Genomic DNA, 18667 nt, shown 5'->3' with positions numbered 1-18667 from the left:
CCGTTGTATCGCAACAGCCGTCTCAAGCGGCTTGATTTCTGCGTTGACGTGCGACAGCTTGGGCGGAGCTTTTAGCGTCGAACTGAAATTTTTCTATCAGTGCACGAAGTTTGCCGGTTTCAGAGGCAAGAGCGGTTCCGGCCGCGCTGGTCTCCTCCACCATAGCGGCGTTCTGTTGGGTGACCTGATCCAGTTGATTAACTGCGGTGTTCACCTCTGCAAGACCGGTTGACTGTTCTCGCGATGATATCGCCATCGCATCCATATGCTCGTTGACAGTGACGATGTAGTTTTCGATGGTTTTCAAGGCTGCACCCGTTTCGCGAACGAGCTTGACGCCACTTTGCACCTCAATGCTCGAGCTGCGGATCAATTCCTTGATTTCACGAGCTGCTTGTGCCGACCGTTGTGCCAGTTCTCGCACTTCCTGCGCGACCACCGCAAAACCCTTACCTGCGTCTCCAGCCCGAGCAGCTTCCACGCCGGCATTCAGCGCTAGAAGATTAGTCTGGAAAGCGATTTCATCGATGACGCCGATGATGTTGGAGACCTGATTGGACGATTCTTCAATCTTGCGCATGGCGTCCACTGCACTTGCCACAACCATGCCTGATTCCGAGGCGCTTGTGTTGGCTTGCGCGGCAATTGCACGAGCCTCCTCCGCGCGTTTGGTGGAATTTGCAACGTTAGCCGTAATCTCATCCAGGGCTGCTGCTGTTTCTTCGAGCGATGCTGCCTGCTGCTCAGTCCGCCTTGACAGGTCTCCGGCAGCGTGACTGATTTCGCTGCTGCCGGTGTCAATAGCGCCCACCGAGTCTGCGACTGCGGACAGGGTTTCTCCGAGCTGCTTTACCGCAATATTGAGATCGTGTCGTAGCGCCTCGAACTCGGAGGAGAATGGTACGCTGATCTGGAAGGCAAGATCGCCCGCTGCAAGCTGGCGGAGACCTTTTGCAAGGCCGTCTGTGGCCTCTTGCAAACGTTTCTGGGCTGCCGCTTCGGCCTGCAAACTTACACGCTGGCGTTCGGCTTCCATCTCCAGATCCGCCTCTTTGGCTCGAAGCGCCATCTCGGCGTTAACTTCTTGCGCGGTCTTCGCCTGATCCATGGCTGCCTCCGCGGATACGAGGGCGGAGATCAAAGAGTACACCAGCGCAAACAGCACGCCAGTTTCGGCAATCAAGATCGTGGCGTGCAGCACCACCCGCGAGAAATCGGATCCTTCTGGAAAGACGGCGAGGGATGAGAGGAAGAACAAGAGAATATGATGGACGCTAACAAAGGCCGCATAGGCGAGGATTGCGCGCCAATCCACCCAAACGGCGCAAATCGCAAGATTGGCGAAGAAATACATGTGCATGTCGATCTGCAATGGCGAGCCGGAAAACGAAAACACCAGAACAGCAACCAATGCCGCGTGCGCCACCGACGTCACCACGCGGGTAGTGGGTCCTGTGCGATCGCTATTCCACAAAACGCTCGCTAGAATGGCTATGATCGCACCCGTAACGATCGAAGCCAGGTCGATGCCTTCGGCGCGAAACAGGTTTCTCAGGATGATCAGGACGACATTGATCCAGAGAAGCGCAATAATACCAATTGAGGATTTCTGGCGAATTTTATCGAGGGCGCTCATCGGAATTTTCCTGCTGGCAAGTGGAAATCAGATCGGCATTAAGGACAAGCAAGGCGCCCGCACTTCGCAAACGCGCCGGAAAGGAGGGAGCATTAGAATAGGCAACGGCGACCCAAGGTGCGATACCAGTACTGACGAAAGAGCCGTCGGCATCAGCAATCAGGGACCATGTCGATTGTATCGTCGTAAACGGCCTTGCAACAACGACGACAAAAGCGCCGCGCGGTACGCTCCACATCCAAGTGACAAGCAAAATCATGGCCAGGAAGCCGCTGGCGACGATCTTCCAGTTCATTTGTGTTGTAGAGTCGACAGCAAAAGCTTTTGCCATGTGAAACGCCTGTTTTCAATGGCTTAGAGAGTGCTCTAGATTTATTTACGGCCAGTTAAGAAATCATCCCAGTTTACTGACGATATAACGTAAAGACATGCAGATGAGGGGTACATGAACGCCTAAAGTGTCGTCGCCTTCAAGTCTGTCAGGCATCATTTTGTAAAGTTGCTTGGTTTGGAAGTAGTTCACTGCGTCAGATCAGCGTCGGCGGCTACAGCGGATACATGTGTCGAGCGGATAGCGGCACGTCGATGACACCCCTCTTGTCATTGCTCGATCTTCATGCGAATGATTTGCAAGAGCAACTAAGCTAAGACTATAAAAAATGGATGAAGCTATGGATAAACCGGTCAAGGGGTGGCAGCGGACCATGGGTGAGGCCTCGCTCTCGGACGTGCACCGGTCCATAGGGGTGGCCGCGGGATCCGGGACGTTCCGAAGGGCGATGGCCTTCTTCGGCCCCGGCTATCTGGTCGCTGTCGGCTACATGGATCCGGGCAACTGGGCGACATCGCTCGCTGGCGGGTCGAAGTTTGGCTACGCCCTCCTGACAGTCGCGCTGGTTTCGAACATCATGGCGATCGTCCTTCAGTCCTTGTGCGCCCGCCTAGCCATCGGCTCGGGCAGGGATCTCGCTCAGGCCTGCCGCGACGCGTTCCCGAAGTCGGTGGCGATGATACTGTGGCTGCTGGCCGAGATCGCCATTATTGCGACTGATATCGCCGAGGTGATCGGCACCGCCATCGGCCTTAACCTGATTTTCGGCATCCCTCTGGAACTGGGGGTGATCATCACGGCACTGGACGTGTTCCTGATCCTCTACCTTCAGAAGCTGGGCTTCCGCTGGGTCGAAGCGCTGGTCATCACCCTTCTCGGGGTCATCGCCGTCTGCTTCACCATCCAGATTGCGCTTGCCGACCCCGATTGGGGCCAAGTGATCCTCGGCTTCGCGCCCACCACCGACATCCTCACTAATCCCGACATGCTTTACCTAGCGCTCGGTATTCTTGGGGCGACCGTCATGCCGCACAACCTCTATCTCCACTCGGGCATCGTTCAGACACGGGCGTACGGCGAGACGCTTCCGGAAAAGCGAGAGGCGCTGAAGTTCGCGACCATTGACTCGACCATTGCCCTCATGTTCGCGCTGCTCGTGAACGCCTCCATCCTGATCCTGGCGGCTGCCACCTTTCACAAAACCGGGCAGACCACCGTCGCGGAACTCGGCGAGGCCCACAGCCTTCTAGCTCCACTGCTCGGTCTCGCAATCGCCCCGATGCTGTTCGGCATTGCTCTTCTCTGTTGCGGCATCAACTCGACTGTCACTGCGACGCTGGCGGGTCAGATAATCATGGAGGGATTTCTCAACATCCGGCTTGCACCGTGGCTACGGCGGCTCATCACGCGGGCGATCGCAATTGTTCCGGCTGCAGGTGTCACCATCGCTTTTGGCGACAGTGGGACGGGACAGCTCCTGATCCTGACCCAGGTCGTCCTGAGCCTCCAGCTATCATTCGCGGTGTTCCCGCTGGTCATGTTCACGTCGGACCGGACCAAGATGGGTGAGCTGACAGCACCGCTGTGGCTGTCGGCATTTGCCTGGGTGATCGCCGTCGTCATCGCGTTGCTGAACGTCAAGCTACTGTACGATTTCGTGTCGTAGTTGGCCGGGAAGCTGACGATGAAGGCTCGAACCACATCAATGATCAGTGTTCGGCCGTTGGTGAGGAGGATTAGCATTACTTGTCGGAGTTTAGTCACCATAGGGACGACTGTTGCGAACATAGGTCCACAATCGCTAGACCTGATTTTGCCCGGCTCCGGCTGCAGCACCGAACAGGCGTGTCATCGCTGTGAAGACGATGGCCTGTGAGCAGGTCGCTCATGTGACGTTGCCTACTATGAAAGATTGGTAGAGACATCATGCTTGCAGCGATTGCGGCTATTGTCCGCATTCGGAACTATAAAGAACTGCCGCCGCCCCTCCTATTCTTGTCGCTACTGATCCTGGCCGGTCTCAGCGCCTACGCCTGAGAATTTTGGGTCAAACAAGCCATCCATTGACGATTGCGAGTATTTCATTCGTTCGAAGCCAGATCAGGCGTCTATGAGGTTCGAAAATCGGCAAAGTTGCGAGGCCTCTCAGGTTTTGCCGTCAACGGTTCCTCACCCGACTGCAAAACACTATTTCGCGCTGTAAATTCATCTAAAACATGTTGTGAAATTTTACCCGCACTATTACCGTTCTTTACGAATAGGCGCGGGAGCCTTGCTTCGATTAGTCCGAACGGGCTGGAATTGCTCCGCCGATAGACGGATGAGGAGGTGGTGATGAAGATAGTTTCGCTCGAAACATTGCGGACTGACGAGTTCGCAAATGTGTTGTGGGTGCGCGTCCACACGGATTCCGGGCTGATTGGCCTTGGGGAAACCTTTTATGGCGCGGGCGCCGTCGAGGCTCATATCCACGATACCCTCGCAATGCGGCTTCTGGGCAAAAACCCTCTGCACATCGAGGCTTTGCACCGGGAGATGACCAACCTGCCGATGGCCCAGGCTTCCACGGGCGTCGAGTCGCGGGCGACGTCTGCCATCGACATTGCGCTTTGGGATCTGTTCGGCAAGGTATGCTCACAACCCGTGCACCAGATGCTGGGAGGCCTTTGCCGCGATAAGCAACGGATCTACAATACCTGCGCTGGTTACAAATATGTGCGCTCGCAGAATATCAAGCCGGTATCTACCTGGAACCTGGGGGAGGTCAGCGGCCCGTACGAAGATCTGGACGGCTTCATGAACCGTGCCGACGCAGTGGCGGAAAGCCTGCTGGAAAGCGGAATCACTGCCATGAAGATATGGCCGTTCGACCCCGCCGCCATCGAAAACCATGGCGTGCATATAACCCCGGCGCAGATGAAGACGGCGATCGAGCCATTCGAAAAGATCCGCAAAGCGGTTGGCGACAAGATCGAGATCATGGTTGAATTCCACTCGCTCTGGAACCTTCCGACCGCGATCCAGATCGCGCGGGCGCTAGAGCCCTACAAGCCGACATGGTACGAAGATCCGATCCGCATGAATTCTCCGCAAGCGCTGGCGGAATTCGCTCGCTCGACGACTGTTTCGGTCTGCGCCAGCGAGACGCTTGGATCTCGCTTCCCCTACAAGGATATGCTCGACCGGGATGCCATGCACATCGTCATGGCGGATCTCTGCTGGACCGGCGGGCTGACCGAAGGGCGCAAGATCGCGTCCCTGGCCGATACCTATCACCGGCCGTTCGCTCCTCATGACTGCATCGGTCCCGTTGGCTTCATCGCAGCCATCCACGCCTCCTTTAGTCAACCAAATACGTTGATCCAAGAGTCGGTTCGGGCTTTCTATACGGGCTGGTACAAGGAGCTTGTCGATACGATCCCGATCATCGAGAACGGTTATGTCCTGCCTATGGAGGGACCGGGTCTTGGCGTCGATCTTCTGCCGCAGGTTTTCGAACGACAGGACCTGCACGTTCGTCGTAGCTCGATGTGAGGAGATAAATATGACTAGTGTTCCACTTTTCAGCCTCCATGGACGTACCGCACTCGTAACCGGCTCTTCGCGCGGATTGGGGCGGGCCATGGCAGAGGGACTGGCCGTCGCCGGCGCTCGCGTGATTATCAATGGCACAAATTCCGCCCGTGTTGCCGAGGCGGTTTCACAACTCCGGGACGCCGGTCATTCGGTTGACGGCGCCACGTTCGACGTCAATTCCGAAGCTGATATCATTGCTGAATTCAAGCGTTTCGACGCCGAGGGCATTGCGATCGACATTCTCGTCAACAATGCCGGTATCCAGTTCCGCAAGCCTATGGTCGAGCTTGCGACGAGCGACTGGCAGCGGGTCATCGACACGAACCTGACCAGTGCCTTCGTCATCGGTCGAGAGGCCGCAACGCGAATGATCGCGCGCGGCAGCGGCAAAATCATCAATATCGGGTCCCTGACAAGCGAACTTGCGCGCGCAACGGTCGCGCCCTACACCGTGGCCAAGGGCGGCATCAAGATGTTGACCCGCGCCATGGCGGCGGAATGGGCTCAACACGGCATCCAGGCCAATGCCATCGGTCCGGGATACATGCTCACCGACATGAACCAGGCCCTTGTCGACAATCCCGAATTCGATGCCTGGGTAAAGGGTCGCACCCCTGCGAAGCGTTGGGGTCGGCCGGAGGAACTCGTGGGAACCGCAGTCTTCCTTGCCTCCAATGCTTCCGACTATGTCAACGGACAGATCATCTATGTCGATGGCGGCATGTCTGTCGTGCTCTGACAAAGAAGACACGAAAACGGGAGGGAAACCATGCAAGGAATTGTTCTACACGCGCCGAAGGACCTGCGGATCGAAGAGATCGCGCCATCTGGCTCGCGCCCGACGAGGTAAGGGTAAGGGTCGCAACCTTCAATTCAGCGATCACTGCCCGTCAATATTCCGAGGTGTCCGAAACATTCACCGTTGTACGGCATAGTTCATAACTTTATGCGTTTTTTGCCAATACCCGCCTTGAAATTGCTGTAACCTCGCCCCGCAAGAAGAGTCCAGAAAACGGGACCACAGGGGATCGAGGAATGAGATATGTCGTCGATAATGTCGGCGGCTCGTCCGGCGGAGATGCCTGGCAGGCTGCAGTGACCGAAACCTACTTTCCGCTCGATACGGAGTATCGTAACAGGCGGGAATTCACTGGAATGCTGGAGACCTGGTCTCTCGGCCTGGTCGGCGTGTCGAAGATGCGCTGCGACGGCGTCTCATATCGACGCCACCGCAGGCACTTTCTCAACGAGAAGGATGCCAGCCTGCTGATCACCATACCGGAGGTCAGCGAGGTCAACTTCTCGCAAGGGTCGCGTAGCGTCAGATGCAATCCGGGCAGTTTCATCGTCGAGCGCGGCGATGCACCTTATGAATTCTGGCACGGCCGTCCCAATGCACTATGGGTTCTCAAGGTCCCATCGGCCAGCATACGGGCAAGGATCGGCTCGACGGAACGGCTGAGCGCGCTTAGTTTCGATGCTAGCCAAGGGGTTGCGGCGCTGTTTCTCGATACCGTTCGCACGACGATCGGCCATGTCTCGGACATCAGCGAGGCGGCGCGAGAGATGACCGGACGGCATATGCTCGAAATGCTCTGCCTGTCGATCGTCAGCGACGATCGCGTGCTCGACAGCAATGTCTCGTCGATCCGGGCGGGACACCTGCACCGCGCAGAGCAATACATCCGCGATAACCTGAAAAGCACGGCACTGGGGCCGCAAGCAGTCGCAGATGCCTGCGGAATATCCCTGCGTTATCTGCAGGGCCTGTTCCAGGGCAGCGACAAGTCTATCAACGGCTTCATCCGTGACAGCCGGCTCGATCATTGCGCGGAGGATCTGATGTCCGTCACCAATGGCGCGACGATCGCAGAGATCGCTTATCGCTGGGGATTTGCCGACCAGTCCCAATTTTGCCGGCACTATCGTTCCCGCTTCAACTGTTCACCGACCGATACCCGCCGGGAAGCGCTCCTGCGGACCGGCCGCCTGCCCGGAAGCCGAAGCCGGAATTAACGGCGCCTGAGGCCTCTACCGGATTATCGCCATCACGAAACCAAAGAACGCTGCCCCTTGCGGGGGCAGGCGCCGGCCGGATTGTGTCCGGCGAACCCACATCGCAGAGGATAGATCATGACCAGGACGAGAGTGGCTGTGGACGTCGGGGGAACCTTCACCGACATCTGCATCATGGACGAGGAGACCGGCGCGATCCGCATCGAGAAGACTGCCTCGACGCCGGACGACCCGATGCGGGCGATCCTCAACGGGGTGGAGCAGGGGGGCATAGACCTCTCCGAAGTGACGATGTTCTCGCACGGCACGACGGTTGCCACCAACGCGCTGATCACCCGCCGACTGCCGCGTTGCGCCATGGTCTGTACCGAGGGTTTTCGCGACGTCGTGGAGATCCGCCGCGCCAACAAGGAAGATCTCTGGGACACCTACAAGGATGTCGCAAAACCCTATATCCCGCGCCGTGACCGGCTGACCGTACGCGAGCGGGTCGATGCGGAAGGCGTGATCCTCGACGCTCTCAACGAGGAGGATGCACGCCATGTTGCCGAGGTGCTGCGCAAGCGCGAGGTCAAGTCGGTGGCGGTCTGCTTCATGAACTCCTATGTGAACGGGGCCAATGAACGGCGCATGCGCGATATCCTTCTCAATGTGATGCCGGACATTCCGGTCTCGATCTCCTCCGAGGTGATGCCGGAGATCTTCGAGCACGAGCGGTTCTCGACGACGATGGCGAATGCCGTCTGCGCACCGGTTGTCGTCGATTACGTCTCACGGCTCGGCGATAAGCTGGCGGCCGGCGGCTATCTGCGGGATCTGCTGCTGCTGCATTCCGGCGGAGGCGTGATGACGCCAGCAAGCGTCAGGGATTTCTCCGCCCGGCTGGCCGGATCGGGCATCGCCGCCGGCGCCATCGCCAGCCGCTATATCGGCAACCTCTGCGGTTTCCCCAATTCCATCGGCTTCGACATGGGTGGCACCTCGACCGACGTGTCGCTCGCCTGGAACGGCCAGTCGCGCATCACCAAGGACTGGTATATCGAATATGGCTACCCAATCCGCTTCCCGTCGATCGAGGTGCTGACGATCGGTGCGGGCGGCGGTTCGCTCGCCTGGCAGGACGAGGGTGGTTCGCTGCGCAACGGCCCGCAATCGGCCGGCGCCACGCCGGGCCCGGCCTGCTATTGCAACGGCAACCACATTGCCACTAATACCGATGCGAATGTCGTACTCGGCCGCCTCGGCACCAGCCTTGCCGGTGGCAAGATAACTCTTGATCCGGCGCTTGCCGCTGACGCGGTGCAGGAGACCGTAGCAGGTCCGTTCGACATGCAACTGCATCAGGCCGCCGAGGCGATCGTTGCAGTCGCTAATGCAAACATGGCCAATGCGGTACGGCTGCTGTCGATCAGCCGAGGCTATGATCCGCGTGATTTTGCGCTTATCGCCTTCGGTGGAGCCGGTGCGCTGCATGGCGCGGCAGTCGCCAAGGAATTGTCGATCCCGACGGTGATCGTGCCGCCCAACCCCGGCGTTACATCGGCGCTCGGCTGCCTGCTGGTCGACGTGCAGCACGACTTTTCCGAAAGCTTCATGGCGGATGCGTCGTCGGTTGCACCGGAGGAAATGGAGGTCGCCTTCCAGAGGATGGAACTGCAGGCAGCAGAACGCCTGTCGCACGAGGGAATTGCCGATTCCGACATGGCGCTACAGCGTACCGTGGAGATGATGTACCAGGGCCAGTGGCGGTCGCTATCCGTCAATGCGCCAGCCCGTATCGCCAGCATCGGCGAGCTGATCGAAGCCTTCCACAGCGAACACGAGCGGGAGTTCAACTACCGTCGTGACGAGGCGCCGGTGTCGATCTTCCGTCTCGCGATCAAGGCGATCGGCATCGTGCCGAAGGCCGATCTGCCGAAGCACGAGGTCAGGCCTCATGCCCCGGAGCCGGTCGGGCGCCGCAAGGTCTGGTTCGAGGGCGTGGCGCATGACGCGGCGATCTACCAGCGCGAAAAGCTTTCCGCCGGCGCGACATTCTCCGGACCGGCCATTGTCGAGCAGTTCGACTCTACCACCGTCGTGCCACCGAAGATGAATGCGGCAGTGGATGCCTTCATGAACATTGTCATCGGAACGAAAGGCTGAGCCATGAACACGTTTGCCCATCCGGAACAGAGGCTCGATCCGGTCACGTTCGAGGTTCTCAAGAACTCCTTCATTACCACGGTCGATCAGATGGCCGAACAGATGCTGCGCACCTGCTATTCGTTCGTCATCTACAACCGTGACTTTTCCAATGCGCTGCACGATGCCGACGGCAATTCGGTAGCGCAGGGCAACTACGATATCGCGGTGCATGTCGGCACGCTGCACAATACCTGCAAGGAAGTTATCCGCGTCTTCGAAGGCGAGATGGCGCCCGGCGACGTTTACGCGATCAACGACCCTTACGCCGGCGGAACCCATTTCAGCGACGTCCGCCTCGTTCGGCCGATCTTCGATGAGGATAAGCTGATCGGCTTTGCGCAGTCCAACGGCCACTGGTCGGATCTTGGCGGATCAGTGCCCGGTTCGTTCGATGTGACGGCGCGCGACATGTTCCGCGAGGGGCTGCGGATCACCCCGATCCGGCTGTTCCAGGCCGGCCGCTTCTGCTCGGACGTTGCCAATATGATTGCCGCAAATACCCGCGATCCGGCCTCGATCATCGGCGATATCCATTCGCAGGCGCAGGCGACCCATGCTGCTGAACGCGAACTGCTGAGGCTGGTTGCCAAATATGGTCGCGACCAAGTTACTCGCGGCATGGAGGAGGTCCAGGACTATGTCGAACGCGCTGTTCGCAAGCGTCTGCTGGAATTGCCTGACGGCACCTGGGAGACGGTGGATTATATCGATCGCGATCTCGGGGGCGGCGAAGGTATGATCCCGATCCGCATCAAGATGACCATCAAGGGCGACAGCATCCATTACGATTTCACCGGCAGCCATTCGACGATTTCGTCGATGTACAATTCGGCGCCGGGCGCGACTTTTTCAGCCGTCGTCGCCGGGATGAAGACCTTCTTCCCGGATCTGCCGCTGAACAGCGGTTTTTACCGGATGATTGAGGTGACGGCGCCGAAGAACAGTGTCGTCAGCGCCGAATGGCCGGTGGCCGTGACCGGCTTCCTGATGCCGTTCGAAAAGATCATGAATGCGATTTTCGAGATGTGGTCGAAGATCATGCCGGAACGGGCGATCGCCTGCGCCTTCAACCTCGAATACCTGCTGGCTGGAGGCCGCGACGCGCGTAAGACGGAAAAGCCGATCTTCATGTTCTACGAATGGCTGCCGGGCGGCTGGGGCGGTCGCAACGGCAAGGATGGCGCCGACGTGACGACGGCCTGCTTCGGAACCGGCCTGATGTCGCAGCCGAACGAGGGTAACGAACGCGTCAACCCGACGCGGACGACGGAGTTCCAGATCAAGCAGGATTCAGCCGGTCCGGGCAAATGGCGCGGCGGGGTGGGCGTCCAGAAGACCTCGCTGCTCTTGGAGGCAGAAGGCGCCGTCATGTCCTATATCTGCGACCGCGAACGGGCCGTCGTATGGGGAATTGAAGGTGGACTTCCATCGATGCCACATGGCTTAACAATCCGCCGCGCTGGCGAGACGGAAGCGACATGGCTCGGTTCCGTATTTTCGGATTACCCGGTCTATACCGGCGATGAATTCGCAAGGCCGACTGCTGGCGGCGGAGGTTTCGGCGACCCACTCAAGCGCGACCCGCTCCAAGTGCTGGAGGACGTCATCGACGACTACGTGTCTATCGAACGCGCGGCGCTGGATTATGGCGTCGTCGTTAGTGAAATCGACCGTGACCTTTGCGCTTACGAGATTGACGAGGCGGCGACAGAGCGCTTGCGGACCGAAATTCGCGCAAGCCGCACCGAATGGGCGCGGATGGATCCTGCCGAGGTTTCCCGCAAGTACAAGGCAGGCGAAATCAATTCTTTCGATGCTGTCAGGCGCTATGCCGTCATCCTCGAATGGGAGACCGGCGAGGTGTTGGAAAACACCACAAAGCAGTTCCGCGAGAGCTTCGAGAAACGAACCGTCGCACACTGGGCCTGAGCCGCTTGCCGGCCGGCAGAAGGAGAGGGCGCCGCGCTGATGCGGCGCCTGTCAGCGGCTCGGTAGATGCCGGCTACGGTATCAATTTTTTCGATAGTACATTCAAAAAACAACTATTTCACATGCTCTTCGGCCTGGGACAGAATGTTGCAACGCCGCAAAAGACGGCATTTCAAGGGGCACTGATATGTTCGACAGCATGGAGCGGTCTCTGACCGTTGCCGGCAGCATCGAGGAAGCGCTTGCCGCCAAACACAGAGGCGCGGCCGTCCTTGCTGGCGGCACTTGGCTGATGCGTGATCCGCGGCGAGGCGTCAATCTTCCGGATGTACTGGTTTCCCTGCACGCCCTTCCCGCTCTTTTTACCGTTGAAATCGAGAAGGATCAGGTTGTCATAGGTGCATCAGTCACCCATGCGGGTCTTGCACGGCAGCTTGCGGGCCTAAACGGCTTCGACGCCGTGGTGGCGGCGGCGAATGGCGCTGCCAACCCGGCCATCCGGCGTGTGGCGACCGTCGGCGGCAATCTGTGTACATTCGACTTCGCTGCGGCGGATCTGCTGCCGGTATTCCTGGCAATGAATGCGGTAGTGGAACTGCGGTCCATTGGTGAGCGGCAGGTCCTGCCGATTGCCGAGTTCCTTGCAAACAGAAGGGTATTTCTGCGCGATTCAATCCTCACCTCGGTGATCCTGCGCCGCGATGTGATCGCCAGCGCTCATGCGCGCCTGCCATTGCGCCGGGCGGGCGATTACCCGGTCGCGATCGTCTCCGCGGTGCGGGGTCATGACGGCAGGGTTAGAATTGCCGTTGGCTCGGTCGAAGATGTGGCACGGCGATGGATCTCGCTCGAAGCGGTGCTTGCGATAGAGCCGGCTTCCGTGTCGGCAGATCCCGAAAGGATGAGGGCACTGGCCGCACAATGCGTTGATTTTCGTGGGCGCGATGGCATTGAGGCGGATGGCTGGTATCGCTGTCAGGTCCTACCTACACTGGTCCGTCGCGCGATTGCATCTCTTTCGGCAAAGGAGAGCGTGCAATGACAGTCACGCTTCGGATCAACGGATCGGCATGCCGCTTCCACGGCGATCCCATGACGCCCCTCGTGGACGTACTGCGCCGCGAACGGTTTTTAACCGGCACGAAGGCCGTCTGCCGCGAAGGTTTTTGCGGTGCCTGTACGGTCGAGGTGGATGGGGAGGCGGTCATGTCCTGCCTGAGGCCGATCGGCTTGCTGGACGGTGCGACGGTAAAGTCGATCGAGGCTCTGGCGCCGGGCGATACGGCACTGCATCCGCTGCAGGCGGCGTTCGAGGCGGCGGACGTCGTGCAATGCGGCATGTGCTTCCCGGGCATGGTGATGAGCCTTGCGCCATTTCTGCGCGAGAACCCCGATGCTGGCCGTAATGAGATCAAGGCGGCGATGGTCGGCAATATCTGTCGATGCACCGGCTACGAGCGGATCGTCGATGCGGTGATGAACTTTCTTGATAGTCAGAAGATGGAGCAGGCCAATGGTTGACGTCTCCTCCACGGTCATGGATCTGCCGCGGCGGGACGCGCGCGACAAGCTGCGTGGCCGCACCCGCTACACCAATGATCGCGCACGACCCGATACGCTGCATGCAGTTTTGCTGCGATCTACGGTACCTGCCGGTCGTATCACCCGTCTCGACGTTTCGGCAGCACTCGAATGCCCAGGCGTCCATGCGATCGTGACGGGTGCCGATGCGCCTGGCCTGCACGGTATCGGCATCGCCGACCATCCCCTGTTTGCGACAGACACGATCCGCTATCACGGCGAGCCGATCGCCTGCATTGCCGCAGAAACCGAGGCGGAAGCGAAAGCCGCACTGGCTGCTATCGTGCTGGACGTCGAGCCGCTCAATCCTGTTTTGACGATGGCTGAAGCGCTGGCGCCTGGCGCCCCGCTTATCCACGAGGACTGGCGTGCCTATGAGGTGCTGACCGAAGGCGGGGCGCGCGACGGTAACATCGCCTGGGAAGCGAAATCGGTGCGCGGCGATGTCGATGCTGCCTTTGCCCGGTCGGACGTGACGATCGTTGAGAGCAGCATCGCAGTCGGCAGGCAGAGCCATGTTCCGTTCGAGCCACGCGTCGCGATCGGCAGTTGGGAAAACGGCCGGGCCCATATAGAGACCTCGACCCAGGTGCCCTGGACGGTGCGCAACGTGACCGGTCGCGTTCTGCAACTGCCGCCGGGGAGAGTGCGGGTGACGGTGCCGCCGGTGGGCGGCGGCTTCGGCCTGAAGTTCGACGCCACGATCGAGCCGATTACGGCGCTTCTGGCGCGGATGACCGGCCGCTCGGTGATCCTGGAAAACAGCCGTCAGGAGGAAATGGCGACCTGCCTGTGCCGCGAGAACGCCGAGATCCGCATTCGCTCCGCCGTTACCGCCGAGGGCGAGATCGTTGGTCGCGAGGCGGTGGTGCTGATGGATTGCGGCGCCTACGGAGGCGAGCAGGTTTTCCTGACGACAATGACGTCGCACACGCTGGGCGGCAGCTATCGCCTTGGGGCCGTTCGGCTCGTGAGCCGGGCCGTATACACCAACACGCCGCCCAATGGAGCTTTCCGGGCCTGCAACGGTGTCTACAACAGTTTTGCGCTGGAGCGGCACACCGACGAAATCTGTGCGGCGATCGGCATGGATCCAATTGAATTCCGCAAGCGCAACGTACTCGGCAACGGCGATCTCGGGCCGACAGGCCAGGTGTTCGAGGGCGATGTGCTTGGCCCGATGCTGGAGCGGATGGACACCTTGCGGGCAAATACTGGTACGCTGGAGCATGCGGCGGACGGTCGGCTCTATGGCCGCGCCACAGCGCTCGGCACCTGGTTCATTTTCGTTGGCCCCTCTGCCGCCACGATCAACCTCAACGCCGATGGGAGTGCGACGCTCGTTACCTCCGGTGTCGAGATCGGTTCAGGTACGATGATGCAGTCGCTGCCGCAGATCGTTGCCGGTCAGCTCGGCCTGCATCCCGACCAGATCGTGGTACGCGAAGCCGATACCGATGCGGCGGGGCTTGATGCCGGCATCGGCGGTGGTCGCACCACGGTGTCAATCGGGGCTGCAAGCGTGGGGGCTGCGGCTGAAGTGCGGGAAAAGCTGCTGCGCACAGCTGGCGAAATGCTGCAAACGGCGCCGAAGGATCTCGTTCTGCGCGATGGGCGTGTGGAAATTTCCGGTCGGCCCGGCTCGGGTGCTGCGATTTCGACGGTCGTTGCCCATGCGCAGGCGACGACCGGTCCGATCAGCGGCACCGGCAGCTTTACGGCGAAAAACACGCCGGCGATGGCGGGCTGCGCCATGGGCCATTTCATAGATGCGCTCGACATTCCGGTTTTCGTCGTGCACGAGGCGGAAGTCGCGGTCGATCCCGATACCGGCCATGTCGACGTGCTTGCCTATCGTGTCGTGCAGGATGTCGGCCGGGCGCTCAATCCGCGCGCCATCATGGGTCAGATCCAGGGCGGCGTCGTGCAGGGTCTCGGCTATGCGCTGCACGAAGAAGTGACGATCACCGGCGACGGGCGTATCGCCCAGGACGGGTTCGAGACATATCGGGTGCCCTTGGCGCAGGACGTCGTGCCGGTGGTTGCGGATCTCTACGAAGGCGCGCCCTCGATGGGGCCGCTCGGAACCAAGGGTGCGGGCGAGGTGCCTATCCTTGCAGTCGGCTCCGCGATCGCCTGCGCGGTCTCGAATGCGATTGGCAAGCCGGTGTACCGGCTGCCACTGACGCCGCCGCGCGTTCTGCGCCTCATCCACGATATCGAGCCGCGCCCCGACTATCCGCATATTGCGCCCAACTGGACGGACAACACGCTCAGGTGAGCGCAAACGGGACAATTTCGACTTGAAGACCTCACCATCAGCACCAAGATTTAGAGATCCGCCATGACCCTGATTTCCAATTCTCTAGCCGTCGTCGATATTGCGACGACCCTGCATCCCAATACCAACTTGCGCCAGCACGAGCGCACCGGGCCGCTTGTCATTGACCGCGGCGATGGCATCCGGGTCTATGACGATCGCGGCAAGGAATATATCGAGGGGTTGGCCGGCCTATGGTCGGTAGCCGTCGGCTTTTCCGAAAAGCGCCTGGCGGACGCTGCCTACAAGCAGATGCTGAAGCTACCTTACTACCACACCTTCTCGTCGAAGGCGAATGAGCCGTCCATCCGGCTGGCGGAAAAGCTGATCGAGATGACGCCATCCAACCTGACACGCGTTTTCTACACCTCGTCCGGCTCGGAGGCGAATGATACGATCGTCAAGATGGTCTGGTACATGAACAATGCGCTTGGCAGACCGCAGAAAAAGAAGTTCCTAGCCCGCACTAAAGGCTACCATGGCATCACGATCGCATCGGGCAGTCTGACGGGGCTTCCCGGCAACCATCGCGATTTCGACCTGCCAGCGATCCCGGTGCGTCATCTGACCTGCCCGCATTTCTACCGTTTCGGAATGGAAGGCGAGGACGAGGCGGCATTCACGGCGCGGCTGCTGGCGGAACTGGAAGCGGTGATCGCAGAGGAAGATGCCGACACGATTGCGGCCTTCATAGGCGAGCCGCTGATGTCTGCAGGCGGTGTCCTGCCTCCGCCGGCCGGTTATTGGGAGGGGGTTGAGCGGATTTGTCGTGCCAACGACATCCTTCTGGTGTCCGACGAGGTGATTTGCGGTTTTGGCCGGCTCGGTACGCCGTTCGGTTGCCAGAAATACGGTTTTACGCCGGATATCATGACGCTGTCGAAGCAGATAACCTCATCCTATATGCCACTTGCCGCCGTGGTGTTTTCAGAGGCGATCTATGATGCGATCGCCGACAATTCGGAAAAAATCGGCAATTTCGGGCATGGCTTTACCGCTTCAGGACATCCGGTGGCTACGGCCGTCGCTTTGGAAAACCTCGCAATCATCGAGGAGAACGACCTGATGGGCAACGCTGTGCGGTTGGAGGCGCAATTTCAGGCCGGGCTCAAAAGCTTTGCGGATCACCCGCTGGTGGGGGAGGCCCGTGGTGCCGGCCTGATCGGCGCGCTGGAACTCGTGTCCGACAAGAACACCCGCAAGCCATTCGAAAAGATCGGCCGGGCCGGCGCACTGGCATCGGGGATTGGTCATGATGAAGGCTTGATCTTCCGCGCTATCGGAGACCAACTGGCGCTGTGCCCGCCGCTGATCGTAACGTCGTCGGACATCTCGGAGATCATCACTCGTCTCGGTCGCACCCTCGACCGGCTGCCGGCCGCGATCGCGGCCGAAGGGCTCGTCTGATGGCGGACGCTGAAGACAAGATCGAGCACCGCCGTCTGATGGTGCTCGAACAGTTTCTGCAAGCGTGGAACGGCCGGAAAGTGGACGGACTGATGGCCTGCATGGCGAATGATTGCGCCTTTAACGCCTCGGGAGGACCGGATGCTGAGGGACGGCGCCACGTGGGTCGCGATGCCGTGCGAGCATCCTATGCAGCTCTATTCGAGGCGTTTCCGCAGGCGGCATGGACGAACGGCCGCCATGTCGTTTCCGGCGATACCGGGGTTTCGTCTTGGCGGTTTGTCGGGACGGACAGGAGCGGCCAGACTGTCGAGGTCGACGGTTGTGACATCTTTGCCTTTTCGGGCGATCTGATTGCCCAAAAGGATTCCTATCGCAAGATCCGCGCCTGACCAAAGCGCTCCTGCATAGAAAAGCCGGTCGCACTTTGTCGTGCGGCCGGTTTCTTCGCGTGCACCTCCGGACAAAGCCGGTGGCGGGTATCGTACGACTACTTGACCAGTGCGTTCATCGGTACCGGTTCGGAAATCGTCCAGGAACCGATAACGCTAGGCTTGCCTTTTTCGATATCGACGATCAGGTAGCGAGCACTGTTCTGGTGGTGAAGTTCCGCTGTGAACGTGCGCGGTCCGAACAGGGTTGGCTCGTCTTTCATTTTTTCCAGTTCGGCCACGACAGCGTCGGCTTCCGTGGTCTTGGCGCGGGTGACGGCCTTTGCCCAAACGTCGATCATCGAATAACCGGGGTAGACATACTGGCTTGAGGGATCGGTGCCGGTTTCCTTCTTGTAGGTGGCGTTGAACTTCTGCACGTCCGGGTTCGGGTCGTCACCATAGATCGAACCCTGCACCGGGGTGTAGAAGTTCGACAGGTCAGGAACGGCCGACAGCCAGTAGCTGCCGTCGACGCCGGAGCCATTGAGGATCATCGAGTTGATGCCGGCCGCACGGATCTGCTTGATGGCGGAGACAGCGCCCGGCATCATCGTGCAGAGCATGATCGCATCCGGCTCTTTCGGCAGCGACTTGATGCGGGTAATCTGTGCGGCGATTGATGCGTCGTCGTTCTTGAACGTATCCTGGCCGACTAGCTTGGCGCCCTGTGCTTCCAGCTTCGGCATCATCCAGTCGAAGCCGTCGCAGATGCCCTTGTTGTATTCCGTCCAGGTGTCGAGCAGGCGGTAGAAATTCTTGGCCTTCTTTTCCTTGAATGCCCATTCGGACATGGTGGCGCCCTGTACGGCAGCAAGAACCGAAGCAGAGAACGAGTGCTTGCCGACGCCCTGGATGCCGGCCTTCACCGATTCCGCGCAAAGGAAGAAGGAGACGAGACCTGCATCTTCCGCAGCAAGCGCTGCCGGTGCGCCGAAGTCGTAGTCGCAGGAGACGACGACGAGATCGGCTCCCTCGTCGATGACCGAGAGACCTGCCTTGGCGCCTTCGGCACGGTCGGACTTGGTGTCGGCGCTGACGACTTCGATCTGCTTGCCGAGCAGGCCGCCAGCGGCATTGATCTCCTTGATGCGGATCATCGCCGCATCTTGGGCAGGCTTGTCATAGGCTTCCATGAAACCGGATGCGCCTGTGGCAAAACCGACGACGATCTTGTCGTCGTCCGCGAGCACTGGGAAGGCGGCGAGAACCGCGGCCATCGTCGCTGAAAGTATGCGTATCTTGTGGGCCAT

Annotated in this window: 14 protein-coding genes; 11 read left to right on the top strand and 3 right to left on the bottom strand. The window is 59.7% G+C overall.

The features are described 5' to 3' along the window. Positions 1 to 22: 22 nt before the first annotated feature. The gene (locus EPK99_RS01750) at positions 23 to 1636 is read right to left on the bottom strand and encodes a methyl-accepting chemotaxis protein (RefSeq protein ID WP_128440909.1); all 1614 of its coding nucleotides are present in this window, start codon (positions 1634 to 1636) and stop codon (positions 23 to 25) included. Further along, positions 1620 to 1967: a hypothetical protein gene (locus EPK99_RS01745; protein ID WP_128440908.1), complete on the bottom strand. Its 348-nt coding sequence runs from the start codon at positions 1965 to 1967 to the stop codon at positions 1620 to 1622. The genes EPK99_RS01750 and EPK99_RS01745 overlap by 17 nt, the downstream gene beginning before the upstream one ends. A 340-nt stretch (positions 1968 to 2307) precedes the next feature. On the opposite strand from EPK99_RS01745, the gene EPK99_RS01740 reads away from it, so the two are divergent. The 11 genes from EPK99_RS01740 to EPK99_RS01690 all read left to right on the top strand — a co-directional run bounded on the left by EPK99_RS01740 (position 2308) and on the right by EPK99_RS01690 (position 17375). Further along, complete coding sequence (locus tag EPK99_RS01740) at positions 2308 to 3633, top strand: Nramp family divalent metal transporter (protein WP_128440907.1); 1326 nt, start codon at positions 2308 to 2310, stop codon at positions 3631 to 3633. Positions 3634 to 4301: 668 nt separating this feature from the next. Next, positions 4302 to 5501: a mandelate racemase/muconate lactonizing enzyme family protein gene (locus EPK99_RS01735; protein WP_128440906.1), complete on the top strand. Its 1200-nt coding sequence runs from the start codon at positions 4302 to 4304 to the stop codon at positions 5499 to 5501. Positions 5502 to 5511: 10 nt separating this feature from the next. Then, positions 5512 to 6282 carry an SDR family oxidoreductase gene (locus tag EPK99_RS01730; protein WP_128440905.1) on the top strand — a complete coding sequence of 257 codons (771 nt, stop codon included), beginning with the start codon at positions 5512 to 5514 and terminating at the stop codon, positions 6280 to 6282. 296 nt (positions 6283 to 6578) lie between these two features. Continuing rightward, positions 6579 to 7559: an AraC-like ligand-binding domain-containing protein gene (locus EPK99_RS01725; protein WP_128440904.1), complete on the top strand. Its 981-nt coding sequence runs from the start codon at positions 6579 to 6581 to the stop codon at positions 7557 to 7559. A 117-nt stretch (positions 7560 to 7676) separates the two neighbouring features. Continuing rightward, positions 7677 to 9704: a hydantoinase/oxoprolinase family protein gene (locus EPK99_RS01720; RefSeq protein WP_128440903.1), complete on the top strand. Its 2028-nt coding sequence runs from the start codon at positions 7677 to 7679 to the stop codon at positions 9702 to 9704. A gap of 3 nt (positions 9705 to 9707) precedes the next feature. Further along, positions 9708 to 11675 carry a hydantoinase B/oxoprolinase family protein gene (locus EPK99_RS01715; RefSeq protein WP_128440902.1) on the top strand — a complete coding sequence of 656 codons (1968 nt, stop codon included), beginning with the start codon at positions 9708 to 9710 and terminating at the stop codon, positions 11673 to 11675. A 187-nt stretch (positions 11676 to 11862) separates the two neighbouring features. Further along, positions 11863 to 12717: an FAD binding domain-containing protein gene (locus tag EPK99_RS01710; RefSeq protein WP_128440901.1), complete on the top strand. Its 855-nt coding sequence runs from the start codon at positions 11863 to 11865 to the stop codon at positions 12715 to 12717. Then, complete coding sequence (locus EPK99_RS01705) at positions 12714 to 13196, top strand: (2Fe-2S)-binding protein (RefSeq protein WP_128440900.1); 483 nt, start codon at positions 12714 to 12716, stop codon at positions 13194 to 13196. The genes EPK99_RS01710 and EPK99_RS01705 overlap by 4 nt, the downstream gene beginning before the upstream one ends. After that, positions 13189 to 15537: a xanthine dehydrogenase family protein molybdopterin-binding subunit gene (locus EPK99_RS01700; protein WP_128440899.1), complete on the top strand. Its 2349-nt coding sequence runs from the start codon at positions 13189 to 13191 to the stop codon at positions 15535 to 15537. Before EPK99_RS01705 ends, EPK99_RS01700 begins: the two co-directional genes overlap by 8 nt. Before the next feature lie 63 nt (positions 15538 to 15600). Continuing rightward, entirely contained in the window at positions 15601 to 16983 is a 1383-nt protein-coding gene (locus tag EPK99_RS01695; RefSeq protein ID WP_128440898.1) for an aspartate aminotransferase family protein, read from the top strand. Continuing rightward, entirely contained in the window at positions 16983 to 17375 is a 393-nt protein-coding gene (locus tag EPK99_RS01690) for a nuclear transport factor 2 family protein (protein WP_128440897.1), read from the top strand. Before EPK99_RS01695 ends, EPK99_RS01690 begins: the two co-directional genes overlap by 1 nt. A gap of 98 nt (positions 17376 to 17473) precedes the next feature. Here the strand turns inward: EPK99_RS01690 and EPK99_RS01685 are convergent, their stop codons facing one another. Beyond that, positions 17474 to 18667 (bottom strand): ABC transporter substrate-binding protein, encoded by a 1194-nt coding sequence (locus EPK99_RS01685; RefSeq protein ID WP_128440896.1) that lies wholly within the window; start codon positions 18665 to 18667, stop codon positions 17474 to 17476.

The organism is Neorhizobium lilium (assembly GCF_004053875.1).
Taxonomy (GTDB): domain Bacteria; phylum Pseudomonadota; class Alphaproteobacteria; order Rhizobiales; family Rhizobiaceae; genus Neorhizobium; species Neorhizobium lilii.
The sequence above is the reverse complement of the archived record's forward strand: the minus strand, read 5'-3'. Positions and strand labels throughout refer to the sequence as shown.